This is a genomic window from Vibrio zhanjiangensis (assembly GCF_030161235.1).
GTDB classification, from domain to species: domain Bacteria; phylum Pseudomonadota; class Gammaproteobacteria; order Enterobacterales; family Vibrionaceae; genus Vibrio; species Vibrio zhanjiangensis.
The window spans coordinates 1-16,048 of record NZ_BSPW01000084.1 but is presented as its reverse complement, the minus strand read 5'-3'; the positions used below and the strand labels follow the sequence as shown (position 1 = coordinate 16,048).

At 42.9% G+C, this 16,048-nt stretch carries 14 protein-coding genes; 4 read left to right on the top strand and 10 right to left on the bottom strand.

Features of this window, described 5'->3' with window-relative positions:
• Positions 1-11: 11 nt before the first annotated feature.
• The 3 genes from QQK21_RS18440 to QQK21_RS18430 form a co-directional block, all read right to left on the bottom strand.
• Positions 12-995, bottom strand: coding sequence for an AAA family ATPase (locus tag QQK21_RS18440; protein WP_284193646.1), 984 nt, complete (start codon positions 993-995; stop codon positions 12-14).
• A gap of 113 nt (positions 996-1,108) precedes the next feature.
• Positions 1,109-3,427: a tetratricopeptide repeat protein gene (locus QQK21_RS18435; protein WP_284193645.1), complete on the bottom strand. Its 2,319-nt coding sequence runs from the start codon at positions 3,425-3,427 to the stop codon at positions 1,109-1,111.
• A 151-nt stretch (positions 3,428-3,578) separates the two neighbouring features.
• On the bottom strand, positions 3,579-5,126 hold the full coding sequence (locus QQK21_RS18430; RefSeq protein ID WP_284193644.1) for an arylsulfatase: 1,548 nt from the start codon (positions 5,124-5,126) through the stop codon (positions 3,579-3,581).
• 340 nt (positions 5,127-5,466) lie between these two features.
• Between QQK21_RS18430 and QQK21_RS18425 the strand changes: the two genes are divergently transcribed.
• The 4 genes from QQK21_RS18425 (at position 5,467) to QQK21_RS18410 (ending at position 9,887) form a co-directional block, all read left to right on the top strand.
• On the top strand, positions 5,467-7,017 hold the full coding sequence (locus tag QQK21_RS18425; protein ID WP_284193643.1) for an arylsulfatase: 1,551 nt from the start codon (positions 5,467-5,469) through the stop codon (positions 7,015-7,017).
• 119 nt (positions 7,018-7,136) lie between these two features.
• Positions 7,137-8,249: an OmpP1/FadL family transporter gene (locus tag QQK21_RS18420; protein WP_284193642.1), complete on the top strand. Its 1,113-nt coding sequence runs from the start codon at positions 7,137-7,139 to the stop codon at positions 8,247-8,249.
• 344 nt (positions 8,250-8,593) lie between these two features.
• Positions 8,594-9,427, top strand: a complete 834-nt coding sequence (locus tag QQK21_RS18415) for a winged helix-turn-helix domain-containing protein (RefSeq protein ID WP_284193641.1) — start codon at positions 8,594-8,596, stop codon at positions 9,425-9,427.
• Positions 9,414-9,887 (top strand): hypothetical protein, encoded by a 474-nt coding sequence (locus QQK21_RS18410; RefSeq protein WP_284193640.1) that lies wholly within the window; start codon positions 9,414-9,416, stop codon positions 9,885-9,887. Before QQK21_RS18415 ends, QQK21_RS18410 begins: the two co-directional genes overlap by 14 nt.
• A 99-nt stretch (positions 9,888-9,986) precedes the next feature.
• On the opposite strand, the gene QQK21_RS18405 is transcribed toward QQK21_RS18410, so the two are convergent.
• The 7 genes from QQK21_RS18405 to QQK21_RS18375 all read right to left on the bottom strand — a co-directional run bounded on the left by QQK21_RS18405 (position 9,987) and on the right by QQK21_RS18375 (position 15,959).
• On the bottom strand, positions 9,987-10,409 hold the full coding sequence (locus QQK21_RS18405) for an InvB/SpaK family type III secretion system chaperone (protein WP_284193639.1): 423 nt from the start codon (positions 10,407-10,409) through the stop codon (positions 9,987-9,989).
• 24 nt (positions 10,410-10,433) lie between these two features.
• Positions 10,434-12,497, bottom strand: coding sequence for a type III secretion system export apparatus subunit SctV (gene sctV, locus QQK21_RS18400; protein ID WP_284193638.1), 2,064 nt, complete (start codon positions 12,495-12,497; stop codon positions 10,434-10,436).
• A 19-nt stretch (positions 12,498-12,516) separates the two neighbouring features.
• Positions 12,517-12,849, bottom strand: coding sequence for a tetratricopeptide repeat protein (locus QQK21_RS18395; RefSeq protein ID WP_284193637.1), 333 nt, complete (start codon positions 12,847-12,849; stop codon positions 12,517-12,519).
• Positions 12,849-13,241 (bottom strand): hypothetical protein, encoded by a 393-nt coding sequence (locus QQK21_RS18390; RefSeq protein ID WP_284193636.1) that lies wholly within the window; start codon positions 13,239-13,241, stop codon positions 12,849-12,851. The genes QQK21_RS18395 and QQK21_RS18390 overlap by 1 nt, the downstream gene beginning before the upstream one ends.
• A gap of 1 nt (position 13,242) precedes the next feature.
• Positions 13,243-13,644: a hypothetical protein gene (locus tag QQK21_RS18385; RefSeq protein WP_284193635.1), complete on the bottom strand. Its 402-nt coding sequence runs from the start codon at positions 13,642-13,644 to the stop codon at positions 13,243-13,245.
• A complete protein-coding gene (locus tag QQK21_RS18380) occupies positions 13,634-14,710 on the bottom strand; it encodes a TyeA family type III secretion system gatekeeper subunit (protein WP_284193634.1) in 1,077 nt (358 codons plus the stop codon). The genes QQK21_RS18385 and QQK21_RS18380 overlap by 11 nt, the downstream gene beginning before the upstream one ends.
• Positions 14,711-15,257: 547 nt before the next feature.
• Positions 15,258-15,959, bottom strand: coding sequence for a hypothetical protein (locus tag QQK21_RS18375; RefSeq protein ID WP_284193633.1), 702 nt, complete (start codon positions 15,957-15,959; stop codon positions 15,258-15,260).
• Between the last annotated feature and the right edge of the window lie 89 nt (positions 15,960-16,048).

Genomic DNA, 16,048 nt, shown 5'->3' with positions numbered 1-16,048 from the left:
GAGTCTCCGTCCTACCCAATTGCTACGCAATTTAACAGCTCTTGGACAACTCTCTTGTGATCGACACCATCTGCAAGGGCATCATAAGACAGTGAAAAACGATGACCCAGTACCGACGGCACCATAGCACGCACATCATCTGGCGTTACGTGGTCACGCCCTTGTAACCATGCATAAGCTCTGGAGCATTTATCCAAAGCAATCGAAGCCCGCGGGCTGGCCCCTATTTCCAGCCATTTTGTCAACTGAGAATCGGGATAACGCTCCGGCTTACGCGTTGCCATCACAAGTGCAACAATGTAGTTTTCAACCAACTCTGAAACAGCCATTGTAGGCAACTGACGACGTGCCTCCATGACTAAATCAGGATCAATATGCCACAAGTCTTCAGTTCCAGTTGACGTTTGAGTCCCACATTCTTCACTTCGCACCAAGCGAATAATATCACGCTCAGCTTCATCTTCCGGATATTCGACCGTGACCTTCATAATGAATCTATCCATCTGCGCCTCTGGCAGTGGATACGTGCCTTCTTGCTCTACTGGATTTTGTGTTGCGAGCACCATAAAAAGGTCAGGAAGGTGATGTGTTTTATCACCCACTGTGATAGTACCTTCTGCCATCGCTTCAAGGAGTGCCGCCTGCACTTTCGCTGGTGCTCGGTTTACTTCATCGGCTAATACAATATTGTTAAAAATGGGGCCGGCTTGAAACGTAAGCTGAGGTTTTCCCTCAACCTCTTGATATACCACGCTTCCCGTTACATCAGAGGGCAGTAAATCAGGAGTAAACTGAATACGACCAAAACGGGTGTTTAATCTTTGTGCTAAAGACTTTACTGAGCGAGTCTTCGCTGTACCGGGAAGCCCTTCAAGTAATACATGCCCATTGGTGAGCAAACTGATGACCAAGGCTTGAACCACATGACTCTGTCCGATAACGCTTTCTTCAGTGCGTTTTATCAACTCATTCATCGCTTTCTGTACATGATTCATCGAATTCCCTCAACATTCATAGTGTTCGCTGTGTACATCCTACCCACAAGCGCCATAACTATTAGTTATAAACATAATACCCAGCCGCCCGTAAACCTCGCCTAATGCTCAATTTATCTACCATCGGCCGATACTTTCATCCTCAATTGCTCAATCACGTCGGGCGGAGCCAATTTGCTGAGTCGATTCATGCACTGTTCAAAGGCGAACGCGATGCTCCCCGATTTATAATTGCGCGCCAGTACCTCACACTCAGCATACAAATGCTGGGGCTGTCCCCCAATCTCATAAGCTGTATTTAGCGCTTTACTGGCTGCTAGAATATTTGTTTTCTCTAAAGCAAGCCCATAAACATACCAGTAGTGTGGATTATGTTCGGCTACTTCAGCGGCTTGTTTTAGAGACTCAATCGCTTTGACATCTTCTCCCATTCGAAGCCAAGCTAAGCCGGCGCTGTAGGGTAAAACACTCGACTTTGGCTGCGCTTTCATCCCGGCGACAAGCGTCTCTATTGCTTTAGTGTCCTCTCCTTGTGCGCGATACAAATCAGCCAAATTGGCGTAACTGTTTTCGAAATATGGCTCAATTTCTATCGCTTTTTGATAGGCATAAATTGCCTTGTCTAATTCACCAAGATCACGATAGAGATTGCCAAGATTGGTCCTGCCAAAACCTCTGTCCGAATTAAAAATCTGAATATTTTTATACTCTTCAAGGGGGGATTGAAGCTTCTCTCTTTGTAGCGGATTCATTTCAGAATAGTAGCGAACCAAAGCACCCGCTGTTTCAGCTCGAACAGAAAGCACAGGATCGCTCAACAAAGGTTCTAGAATTTGCCATCTATCACTCAATGAATAACCTGACGATCCGGTAATAGCGCCCAGTCGAATCATTTCATTATCATGCTTGACCGAACGTGCCAAGGAAACGAGAGTATTTTGTCCGGTGTTACCTGCCATCCGCTCTAACGCTGATGCTCGGATAATTTGACTTAACGAAGAATCTTGAGCAGAAAACGCCAAAGCATCGGGTGCCCCCCGATGACCAATACTGTCCGCATAAAACGCGAGCGAAAAATGGCGTTGATTACGATACTTGGAATCTGGATACCATTTGCTGATTTGCTTATCGGCCCATTGTGCCGATTGATCGTCATGGCAAGAGGTACAGACATTCGGTGTATTGATATGCTGGCTAAGGTCAGGACGGGGAACATGCCAACTATGGTCACGACGAGGATCAATTTGCATGTACCGTGTTTCAGGCATGTGGCAAGTGGTGCATTTTGACGCCTGTGTATCTGCTGCGTGAAAAGTATGCGTTTCAGAAGCATAATTGGATGCAGAGTGGCATTGTAAACAAACCTTCTCTTGCGCTACTTTAAGCTTAGCGCTGTGAGGATCATGGCAATTGGTACAAGTAACCCCTTTTTTGGCCATTTCAGATTGCAAAAAGGAGCCGTACACATACACTTCATCATAAATTTGGCCATCATGGTAATAAAGCTCTGGAGTAATCAAGCTCAATCGATATTTATCAAAAAAGGAACCCTTGATATGATCGCCCGTCTCATTAAGCTGAGTTCGGCGGCTATGACACTGCCCGCAAGTCTGAACTTGCTGTGTCAGCATAATCTCTTTAGGTTGCAACGTGCTGTGGCCTTCTTTTTGAATCCATTCTTTCACCGCTGTAGATAAGTCACGCTCAAAGCCTAAGTGCACTGGTTTGTCCACAGCAAGCTTGTCAGATTGCATCCACTCAACATGCTGGCTCGCTGGACCATGGCAGGCCTCACAACCGACATTGATTTCAGACCAAGTGGTCATATAGGCGTTGGATTGAGCATCATAGTTCTTTTTGACATTGGTCGAGTGGCAATCAGCGCACATAAAATTCCAATTTTGCCCAGAGTTAGTCCAATAAAATTCATCGGTTGGTGTTGTATCCGGGTATAGATGGAACCATCGTTGGCCGCCTTTTTCTCTACGTCTCGAGTCCCATGCAAAAGGGAGTAATTGTACCCTTCCATCTTCAAACTCAACCATATACTGCTGAAGAGGCTGCCAACCAAAAGTGTAACTGACCTTGTAATCATGCCAGTCTCCGTCAGGTCCTTGTATATTGACCCAATACTCTTCATTTTTGCGATAAAACCGATTTGCCTTACCTTGATGAGTCAAAATATGATCGCTAAAGTCACCCAGTACCGATTGTGAGTCAGCCTGTTTCATCGCCATATCATGATGAGAGCCCTTCCACCCATCAAACTCTTTTTGGTGACAAGCTACACAGGCCTCACTGCCGACAAAACCAAAGCTGGCCGTTCTTTTCAACTCCGATGTTTCTGAGGATATACTTTGTGCGGATGCTAAAGAAATGACGAGTACAATTACACCTTGAATCAACTGACGACCACTTGCCCACAGAGTCATGATTACCTTTATGCGAGTTGTTATTATTTTATAAGCAAAGATAGAAGAGCTTTTCCTTAAAATACAATAAATTGCATATATCGAAAGATAAAAATCTTATCAAGATCAAATAAGGGGCTATCGCCAGCCCCTTAGTAGAAGATTTATCAATTTACTTATTATGACTTTCCTGCAATTTTTCCATCACTTGATCAAGTGAAAAACTGGCTGCTTTTTGTCTTGGCGGGAATTCTTTAAAGGTTTCTAAGAATTTTCCAACATATGCTTGCGCTGGTACCAACATATAAGCCCTATCGATCATCCAATCATAATAGGTATTGGAGGTAATGTCTGCGTTTTCATATGGGTCCATTCGTAGATTGAAAATTTTAGGCAACCGCAGTGCGACAAAGGGTTCTGCCCAGATACGTAACGTTCCCTCGACTCTCTGCTCCATAAAGACTATTTTCCAGTTGTTATAGCGAAGCGCAGTAAGATCACCATCATCAGAGAAATAAAACACTTCTTCACGAGGGCCTTTTTGCTCTGCACCAGTCAAGTATGGTAAGAAATTGTAGCCATCCAGATGGACTTTGTAGTTGGTTCCACCCACAGATTCGCCTTGGACTAGTTTCTCTTTGACATCACTTTGTCCAGCCGCGGCGAGGAAAGTCGGCATCCAGTCCATATGGTGCATAATCTCATTGGAAACCTCTCCCGCTTTGATTTTACCCGGCCAACGAACCATAGCAGGCACACGGAACGCTCCCTCCCAGTTAGTATTTTTCTCACCGCGGAATGGTGTAATACCCGCATCAGGCCAAGTGTTCATATGTGGGCCATTGTCGGTTGAGTAAAACACTATTGTATTGTCTTTGACGCCCAGTTCATCGACTTTTTTCAATAGCTGACCGACATGATTGTCATGTTCAACCATGGCATCAGCGTAATAACTGATACCGGTCTTGCCCAATTGGCTTTCTTTGACATGTGTACGAAAATGCATGCGAGTCGAGTTCCACCACACAAAGAAAGGCTTATCGGCTTTGACCGCTCGACTCATGAAATCAAGCGCCGCGTCCAACGTTTCTTCATCGACGGTTTCCATTCGCTTACGTGTTAACGGACCTGTGTCTTCAATCTTACCGTCAGCAAAAGATTTTATTACGCCACGAGGACCAAACTTTTTTCGGAACTCTGGATCTTTCGGGTAATCAACATTTTCAGGTTCTTCTTCTGCATTCAGGTGGTAGAGGTTGCCAAAGAACTCATCAAAACCATGCTGAGTCGGAAGATGCTCATCTTTGTCGCCAAGATGATTTTTACCGAACTGCCCCGTCATATAACCATGAGGTTTGAGCAGCTCAGCAATAGTCACATCTTCTGCTTGCAGTCCTAAATCAGCACCAGGAAGGCCCACTTTACTTAAACCCGTTCTCAGTACCGTTTGACCAGTAATAAAAGAAGCGCGGCCAGCGGTACAAGATTGCTCACCATAATAATCGGTAAACATCATGCCTTCTTTGGCAATGCTGTCGATGTTTGGTGTCTTGTAACCCACTAAGCCAAATGTGTAGGCGCTGATATTAGTTTGGCCAATATCATCGCCCCAAATGACCAAAATATTGGGCTTGTCTGCTGCGACACTACTTGTCGTAACGCTCAATAAAGCAGCGGCAAGGATCGCTAGCTGGCGTTTGACGCCATATTTGATTGTCATATAAACCTCTGTTTGTTGGAGAAAATTAATCCTGCAATCAAATTTATAGTTGACAATACCTCGCAATGCGAGCCTAGATGCATAATTAAATCAAAATTCAAACTGCGCTTTCATTTTAGTAGTGCCTAAATCAATTAATGTGATTTATGTCCAATTCGATATCCGACATAAAATGAGCCAGATGTGAAAAAACCACACAAAAACAATCTATTATAAAATTCATAACTTATGGTTATAAGCAGTATAAAGCGACACCGAATAGGCGCAGCATTATGTTAGTTACCAACGAAGCACGCGATACAGCACTCGTTTTCAACTTACTAACCAATTTGGAGTTCTTATGGCTAACCAAATAAGCAAGCTGGCTGTTGGCATTGGTATACTGGCGACCTCTAGCGCCGCAATCGCCGCCGACAAGCCCAATATCCTCGCGATATTTGGCGATGATGTGGGTTACTGGAATATCAGCGCATACAACCAAGGTATGATGGGTTATGAAACCCCAAATATCGACCGTATTGCCAATGAAGGTGCCTTATTTACCGATCACTACGGCCAGCAATCCTGTACCGCAGGACGCGCTGCCTTCATTACCGGTGAAGAACCCTTTCGAACAGGGTTGCTCACGATAGGTATGCCAGGCTCGACACATGGAATACCCGATTGGGCACCCACTATCGCTGATCTTTTAAAACAGCAAGGCTATATGACAGCGCAGTTTGGTAAAAACCACTTGGGCGATCAAGATCAACACCTTCCTACTAATCATGGTTTTGATGAGTTCTTTGGCAACCTCTATCACCTGAATGCCGAAGAAGAGCCCGAAACTTACTATTACCCCAAAGACCCAGAATTTCGTAAAAATTACGGCCCTCGCGGTGTAATAAAATCTTTTTCTGACGGTAAGATTGAAGACACTGGCCCTATGACGCGCAAGCGTATGGAACATGCTGACGAAGAATTCCTAGAAACCTCACTCGCCTTCATGGAGAAAGCAGTAAAAGCAGACAAACCTTTCTTCATTTGGCATAACACCACCCGAATGCATGTTTGGACACGCCTACAAGAAAAGTACCAAGGTAAGTCTGGCGTCAGTATTTATGCGGACGGCATGTTGGAGCATGATGACCAGGTCGGTATCTTACTTGATAAGCTTGATGAACTCGGCGTTGCAGACAACACCATCGTCATTTACTCAACCGATAATGGCGCAGAAACCGTGACATGGCCAGATGGTGGCGCAACCCCATTTCACGGTGAAAAAGGCACCACATGGGAAGGAGGAATGCGTGTCCCTCAATTGGTTCGCTGGCCTGGTGTGATCAAACCCGGCTCCAAGTATAACGATATGATGGCGCATCAAGACTGGTTACCAACCCTTCTCGCAGCCGCAGGCGTGCCCGATGTTAAAGAAAAACTCGCTAAGGGATATAAAGCCAATGGTAAGGATTGGCGTGTACACATCGACGGCTATAACTTTATGCCGTATTTCCAAGGCAAACAAGAAAAAGGTCCACGTGAGTCTCTGATGTACTTTTCGTCAAATGGTGAGCTCAACGCGGTGAGATGGAATGATTGGAAGCTCAACTTTGCCACAATGGAAGGTAACATTTCCGACGCAACACGAGCGACACCTAATTGGCCTCAGATCATTCATTTGCGTGCCGACCCATTTGAGAAAGCGCCTAAAGAGTCTGGTATGTATCTAAGATGGATGGCAGACAACATGTGGCTATTTGTTCCAATTCAAGATGTCGTTGGTCAGTTCACTGGTACGCTGCAAGAATACCCTCTTCAACAAGGCGAAACCATGAACCCTGCGGATATGAGCTATCGTTCGCTGTCTTTGCAGCAAAAACTCAAGCAGCTTGATCAACTCAAAAAGCAGTAATCCAAGAATAGGTCCTAAGCGCAGGGACGCGCTACCTCTAGGCCTAAGGCGACACCTTACATTTAGTGGCTGTCGCCCTAACAATGTCCATTAATGGTATAAAAAGTTGCAGGTTTACCATGAAAATCAGTCATAAATTCATTGTCTCAACGCCAATATTATTTCTTGCTACCGCTCATGCTGGTGGCCTCTATCTATATGAAACCTCCACCACCGATATCGGCCTCGCATCAGCAGGTATGGCAGCACGGGCTCAAGATTCATCCGTTATTGCAGCTAACCCAGCAGGGCTTGCCAATGTAGAGGGTCAGTCTTTTTCAGGAAATTTTATTAACCTCTATGGCGATGCTACCTTAGATACGATAGGGGGTGGCAACGCAGGTAATACTATCCAATATGTTCCGTTAGGCTCTGCATTTTATAGCCAAAAACTCAACGACAAGTGGACCATTGGCGCAGGTCTATATGGCAACTATGGTTTAGGTTTGCAATACGAACATTTGTTTTCTCGCTTAGAGATACCAAGCGCAACCACACAAGCCCTAACATTCCAGCCGTCGGCGTCATATCGTATTAACGAGCAGTTATCGGTTGGCGCTTCTTTGGGCATTCACTACGGTATCTTTGATCTCGAAGCACATTCAACCAATTCCAATGCAATCAATATTGATCAACACGACACTGACGTTCAAGTGAATGGCAAGCTTGGACTGCTTTATGAAGTCAACCAAGATACTCGAATTGGTTTAGCTTACACCAATGAAACAGAATTTGAGTTTGATACCACCAACGCCCTCGCACCTCAGCAATTTATCGTTAGTGCCTTCCACAATATCAATGACAAGTTGGCGATAATGGGCAACCTAAACTGGCAGGATTGGAGTGATTACCAAACCATAATGGGCGCAGAAACCCAAGATACCTATCAAATCGCGCTTGGCACTCAGTACAAAATTAATCCACGTATCACTTGGAATGCAGGTTTTGCCTACGATTCAAGCATGTACTCCGACCAATCACATGGTGATATTACTCTTCCTGCGGGTAAAGCGTATCGAGTGGGTTCAGGTATTGATTATAAGCTAGATAACTCAAATACTATTTCAATCGCGTTGGAAGCCACATTGATTGACTCTTCAGAGTTTCAAGGACCGCAAGGTAAGTCAGTGGCACAGTTTAATGATCCAGCATTGTATTTTCTCAGCTTAGGTTACAGCTGGGGCAATCATTAGTCACAACTACCTACCAAATCATATAAACTTCCCTCTCCACCAATGCCAGTGACTATTGAAATTGAAGTCACTGGCAGAACATTCCGATTATCATCTCCCTCATAGTAGATTAGAAAATGACATATGCCCTCAACCGCTCATACGACTCGCCTTAGACAAGGCATAACTATTCATAAAAATCCTGAATGCAAGCATTAAATTCACAAACAATGACAATTTATTCACACAAGTCTGACAGAGGCGCTAGATTTTACATTATAGTCTCGCCCCAGAAAAACCTAATAAAAACCTAATAAAAACCTAAAACGGCTAGGTTGTAACTTCTAAATACTAGGGGAGTAAACATGACATCCTATTATAAAGTGGGCAACCTGATACTTGATGAAAGCTCACTATCCATACTCAATATTGAAACTAAACAGAGCAAACGAATCGGCACACATGATTTTTGTGTGCTTTTAGAACTTTGCAAAAATGCTGGAAACATAGTGAGTAAAGAACAGCTTCTGGAAAATGCTTGGCCGGGCAAAATTGTCGCCGACAGTTCAATCACCCAAGCCATAAGTAATGTAAGAACATTGATCGGTGACGATGGAAAAAAGCAGCTATGGCTTAAAACGGTATCAAAGGTGGGATACAGACTTGAAGATGGTATAGTCACACAAGCTAGTATCGAAGAGTTAGGTAGTGAATTACAAAACCAGACTCAGTCCCCTTTATTAGAAGTAAGCAAAGAGCTTACTGATAATAGTTGCAAAACCGAACAACAAAAAACTAATGTCCGAAATTTACCAGTTATCAGCAAAGAGAACCTTATTTTCGTCTCCATTTTTCTGCTAATAACTGCGCTATCATGGACTGGTATTACCTATTTTCAAACAGCCAATGAAGATGGACTCGTAAATACCTTACCTCCAGTTATTTTCAAGGATGACAATTGTGTTATTTATTCCTACACGGATGATATCCCTAAAACTTTGATAAATGGAGTTCAGGAATCTGCCAAATCTCATAACACAAAGCTGGTTGCATTAATGATTAAGAAGAACGACTTTTCTCTGTCGTTAGTAAAACAAGATGGTTCGCTCTATAACAAACTTATATCTACCCGCTCACCTAAATCTCAACAAGGTCTAATAAACTCTGTGCTGAAGGAGATCGATAATGCGTATTATTAAAATTTTTTCATTTACGGCGTTATATCTCATTGTGCTGTTGATTTTGACCAAAAGTGACAACTCTAAACATGCTTTTTCTGCAGAGTTTAATGTAACGAGTGTTGATGATCCGTCTTACTATGGAAAAGGAACTTACGAAATCTTTCGAAAAGGAAACTCTGTTGAATCTAAACTCTTCATAGATGAACAAAGTAACAAAGGGAAGATATCTGGTGAAATTTTAAAAACAGGTGAGATTAGCCCTCTAACGGGTGGAGGTTATAGCTATAGTATTGACGAATTCACCGCAAATTTTTCAAACTTTGGCAAAAAGAATTTTCCTATGAGCAAAATTGCGAGTAGTTCAAAAAAAAGACTGCACAAGAGACACCCAGTTGACATCATATCATCAACGGACAAGTATATAGTGATCGCTACCTATCTAAATGGTGGGCAAGTCATTGCTCTTGAGCGGCATTAGAGAGAGTTCAAACCTACGTCAGCTACAATTCTCTTTCTAAATATCCTCACAATAAACAGCCGAGTATACATACTCGGCTTATTCCGTTGTTTAACATCGTCAACTCAAGACACTTTTTATTACTGAATGAAAATCTTCAATAACACTAGAAAATTCATTCACATCATCTATGCATCTTGGGTTTATTAACGCTTTAATTTCAAAGCCATCTTCACATTCACCAATGACTGGCTGAGAGGTCTCGACATTTAACATAGGCCTAGATAGCAGCTCCAATATTGATTGGGAGAAATGAGTAAGATCTGATACTTTTGTATTGAATCTACTCCACAACCAAAGACGGTCATTTTCTAGTGAAATATGAACATCTTTACAGTCATCGAACTCCATTTTGATCGTTGAGTAACTATCAAAGCCCGACAGTAATTCTTCACTACAACCAAGTTGCTTTAACGCATATCTAACCGACTCAGCTAAATCTTGAGTCGTATTTTGTGAAAATGACAATGGATCTCTGTACATATTGTTTTCCTTTATATTATCAATTTATAGGTTTATTTGGCTTATAGGCTGAATATTGATACTTTCATTCAATTCCTGAAATGAAAGTACTGGTAGCTCAGGAAAGCGCGGTTCAATCAATTTTTTCACATAGCGCCGTATATCCATCGCTGTAATAACAACTGGCATATGAGGTCTACTGTCCAAGTCACCAACAGTCGACACTAAATTTTCCAACAAAGACTCAGACTGTCCAGGGTCCATAGCTAAATAACTTCCTGACGATGTTTGACGAATAGCACTTCGAATAGCTTCTTCTGCATCTTGTGTTAGCATAAACGCCATGAGCATGTTGCTATCATTGCTGTACTTGTGACTGATAAACCGGTTAAGTGAAATTCGTACATACTCAGCCAGTTGAATTGTGCACTTTTCCTTTTGGCTCCATTCGACCACTGCCTCAAGAATCGTTCTTAAATTCCTGATTGGAACTTGCTCAGACACCAATCGTTGCAGTATCTCCGTCAATTTAAACACCGGAAGTTGACGCTGAACCTCTTTGACCAATTCCTCATATTCTGACTCTATATGTTCCAGTAGTAATTTGGTTTCCTGAACACCAATAAACTCCTGAGCGTGCTTACTAAGCAAAGAATGAAGATCTGACACAAGAGCATCCAATTCATCTACACTATCCAACCCCATAGTTCCTATAGTTTCAACTGTTTGGTCCTTTATCCAAAACAAGCTTTTATTGAGAAAAGTAGATTTCTCATATGACATATCTAACATTTTCAACTGCTGCTCATCCGAAGTAACAAGTTTATCGTTTTTCGCTATGTATCCTGACAGCACAGGAACTTCGTGCACGAAAAGCTGGTAGTGTGCATTGAGTGATTCGCTATTATCTTTTGCAGGCTGGCTGTAGAGATGGATAGTTGGAAAGGGAACACCAAGCTCTGTAGTTAACTTCTGACGAAGATCTGTCAGCGCGGGAACCAACCTTTCAATGGTCATACCTTTTTCTGGTAACTCTCTAATAGAAAACGATAACGGTTGTGTTAGTGAAAAACCTTCTTGTTTGTCCGTTCCAGGCCCATCCCCTTCGGTAACAGTGTCTACTCTATCGCTGTTAGAAGGAGTCTTTTTCGCAGCTCTATTCAACCAATATGCTGCAAAAAACAATAATGTAGACAGGCCAAGGAAAGTAAAAGTGGGAAAACCAGGTAACAATGCAAACAACAATAGAATAACACCACCGATTAACAACGCATTTGGCTGTTGTTTGATCTGAGTACTGATATCCTTACCTAAGTCTGCACTTTTCTCTGATGAAACTCGAGTTACGATCATTCCCGAAGTAATGGCAATAAAAAGCGCTGGAATCTGAGAAATCAAACCATCACCTATTGTCAGTAATGCGTATATAGATAGCGCGTCACCAGCAGACAAGCCATGCTGTGACATTCCGATTGCAATGCCTCCCAGTAGGTTTACTACGATTATGATGAGTCCAGCAATTGCATCGCCTTTGACGAATTTCATTGCTCCGTCCATGGCACCGTACAACTGTGATTCCTTTTCTATTTTGCTTCGACGTTCTTGAGCTTCTTCCATATCAATGGTTCCAGCACGCATGTCGCCATCTATACTCATTTGCTTACCAGGCATGGCATCTAAACTGAAGCGCGCCGACACTTCAGCCACTCGCTCAGCACCTTTCGTGATAACCAAGAACTGAACTATCGTTATTATCAGGAAGATAACGGCTCCAACGACCAGATTACCTCCCACAACAAACTCACCAAAGGTGTATACTATTTGACCAGCATCAGCTTGAAGTAATATTAGTCTAGTTGTGGTGATAGAAAGAGAAAGCCGAAACAAGGTCGTTAATAGGAGAAGGGATGGGAATACTGTGAACTCTAAAGGTGTGTGTATATAAATGGCCATCATCAACAATATGACGGCGATCGTTAGATTAGTAGCAATAAGGACGTCAACCAAACCCGTAGGCATTGGTAAGATCATCATAAACACGACTGCGATCAATAGCATTGCTAAGAAAAGGTCGTTCCGGCCAGAGAGTTTCGCTAATATATTCTTCACTTACAACTTCCTCACGGATTTAAACAATATTTGGTTCTTTATCCAAACTGAATAGATAAATTTTCTTGGCGAGAGCATTGTGACCAAGTGAAAAAACTGCTCGAGCTTCTATCCGCCTAACTTTTGCCATTTTTCGTATTGAAATTGGCAATCTAGTCAGCGTCTCCAAAGCTTCTGTGTACTGCTCAAGCTTTACCAATAGATCAACAAGCACGATACGTGCAGCAAGGTCACCTCGTTCTTCCAACCAAATGGCAGCCCACTTAGCTCGTCGCCACTGCTGTTGCTCCAAAAACAACACTAATAGTCGACGAACGGTAACAATATTTGGGCTATTCTCTTCTACGAACACTACGCACCTACCAAAGAAGACATCATTAATCTCAAACCACGCGACAACAACCAAAGTCTTTCTGCTTCTTTTAAGAGATTCTGACTGGCTTCGTCTTCCTCCAGTTGCAAGAATCGACCTAATTTCTGCAATTCACATTCATCAATTATTTTTTCAGAGAGCTCAGCTTGAGCTCTATACCATGAGCCCAAGTCTTCAAAGTTGAGCTCTCCAGTTATTCCTTCCTCTGAAAAATCTGGTCCCCTAGAATGAGAAACAACACTCGGATCTTTATCGTTTCGCTTCTCTACTGCCTTTACAGTTCTAGTGTCATAACTATCAATTGATGAATCTGACGGTACGACCGGATAGAGGCCGATGTCAGTCGGTCTTTGCGATGCTGGTTTTAACATGCTACCCACTCACTTTCGCTACTCTGAGTTTCTCTAATATCTGAACGAATTTCTGATAAAGCTGTTCTTGCCTCACCTCAGCACGCCTAAACTTAGATAGAATGTGTACTCGACCACTGTTATCGGTTGCGCATTGCAAGTGGCTTACCGACTCTAGAAGTAAACTTTGCAACGCTTTTGGCGTTAGCCATGATGCAGAAATGCAAGTTCCAAGTGACAACCAAGTTCCGTTCCAACTCAAATCGACATGAATTTCGTTTTCTGGCAAACCAAGCTCTTCTGGAACAATCGTAAAACTTAAACAGCCTTCTTTATCATTAAGACTTAACAGCAGTTCCTCATGACAATGATAATTGAGCAAACGTAAAAAACCGGAAATAGCATCATATTCACTACTGCGCATCCAGCCATTCCTCCTCTTTATTAATCGCCTGATCGATGCAATCTTGTAAACTGGTCGTCACCCTTACACGATGTTCAAGTGTGGGATACATCCCTTCTGGTAATGCCATAGCAATTCTTCGCATCTGTTGAGCTGCAACCACTTTTGCATTGGGAAGAGTTATCCCCATATCTCTCATGCTGTTGTCAAACCGACTCTGACCAACATATTGGCTATCAGCAAAAGTTAGAAGATGGTCCATTAAAGAGGAGCTATCAATTGGCACAAAGCAAAGTTTCTCAATAAGTTTGGCAACGCTTTCAACCAATTCAAAAACCGTCGTAAGCTGCTTCAACTGACCAAGGTTTAACATTACTTGACCAAGTACAGATCTATCATCACTAGGCTTTAGTGAATGATAGTCGGCAGAGAGCGCTTTCTGATGAATGTCGATTGCTTTCTCGATCGACCCATAGTCTTTCGCCATGATCTGTAAATCTTGCCATGCCTTGCTATGCGCTTGATACTCGGTAAGAGTTCGGTATTCTGATCTTGCTTGCGAGATATCTTCCACCGGAAGTTGCTCTGCAAAAGCAGCGCTAGTATTAAGCGTAATTGAGATCGATTTTTGATGCTGCTGAAAAAAGGTGTCCAGTGCCTTGTTGAAATGTCTTTTGTCATTTGGATCACTTGATTCAGCTAGTACTTTACCAGCAAGATACTGAAGTCCTTCGTCGTCACTGAAACTTTCCAAACATAGTAAGAACTCATCTGCAGTTTTGGATTTACCAAGATTAGCCGACACAAAAGAGAGCAATTTTTTTTGCTTTTCCAAATCTGGAACCTGCTGAAGATATTCTTGGATTTCTTCGATGAATTTCAGTTGGTCTCTGTCTGCCCTTTGGTTCGCTTTAGTCTCATCTTTACTGCGGTTACGACGATCAGCAATTGCCGAACCTAATTCTTCCAGAGAACTAGCCAAAGAACTTTGAGGAGAAGCCTTTACCTTGGAAATAGCACCATTTTCAGATATTCCTTGAGCCATTATCCCTGGATTCAACGCCGTATTAATTACGTTACCTGACATGCCTGTATACCCTCTTCTGCTAGGAACGATCCCCTAAGACAACAAAATAAAAAGCAACGAATTAGTGCTCATCACCCGATGTACAATAACAATTCATCACTATGAAAAGCTCAAAAAAAGGCAAAAAATTTCCATTTTATCCAGAATCAGGTAGGTGTTACCCTAACTCCTAGCATTATTGCCATTATTTTAGAACCAACGTTTTTTATTTATGTAAAACAAAGCCACTCACGTTATGCGAACCCAAATTCGCTTTCTGTCCGTATGACTTCTTATTTAGATGGGGTCAATATCGAAGGAATGGTTTTGAAAACAAACTTAACGATTCAATATTGGGGTATATGGCTGAGCGAAAAAATGAAGTGTCACGTAAAAAAGTGCTGAAAAAGGCCAAACACAGTCCTTTTATCAGCACAATTTATCAACTTTTTAGAAAAAGTAACTTATCCCTACAAACCCGCAGCACGAGCTAAAACGACGCCAAATTGCCAAACCCCAGGTTGTGTCGTCGTTGAACTCCCTCCAAGCCTTGCGTCCCTAACAGAAGCTAAATCATCTCCCGTACGCCGGTAAAGCGTATCCGAAAGCCTAGGCTCATGGCTCCTAGGTTGCCCAACAGAGGCAGGATTTGTCCTTCTAGAATCAAACACATCCCTGAAGGTTGTCCTTTGTATTGGCCTATAGCGACGGCCAGTTTGACGCGCATGAGGAGCTTCTGGACCACCATTTCCCCCCAATCTTCTAGCCGTCTTGTTTCGCCTCTAAAACCTTGCCCGAACGTATTTTGCCTTCTAGGTTGCACACTCGAAGAATGATCCGATGCGCTTCCATTAGGCCTAAAAGATCCACTTGGTGTGGGGGCGTCATCTAAGTTGTTAGCAAACGCACGATAAGCTTTAGCTCCTTTCCCAAGAACACCTTTTAACGCTTGACCAGCTACCTGACCACCAACCTCAGCCCCTGCACCAATTAAGCCTTCTATAATATAGCCGTCTTTTTCCTCTGGAGAATCTGCTATGGCCGCTTGCGCAAAAGCTGGGCCAGAACCCATAACAATACCTAGTGGAACAGCAATAGCTGGGTTGGCCAGTGCTAGGGGAACACTGGCTACTATTAACAAGGGCTTAACCATTTCTAAAGCCACCAAAGCTCTTCTTTCGCCATTACTAGTCGCTTCCCGATCTGCGATATCGACTAGACGATCTTGCATGACATTTAGTGTGTTTTCCGCAATATGAGACGGATTCACTTCTGTTAACTCTATACCATGCCTAAGTGTAGTGGTTTAATGATCCCGGACACCAAATTAGGTGGTAAAGTTTCCACCGTAAAATGAGG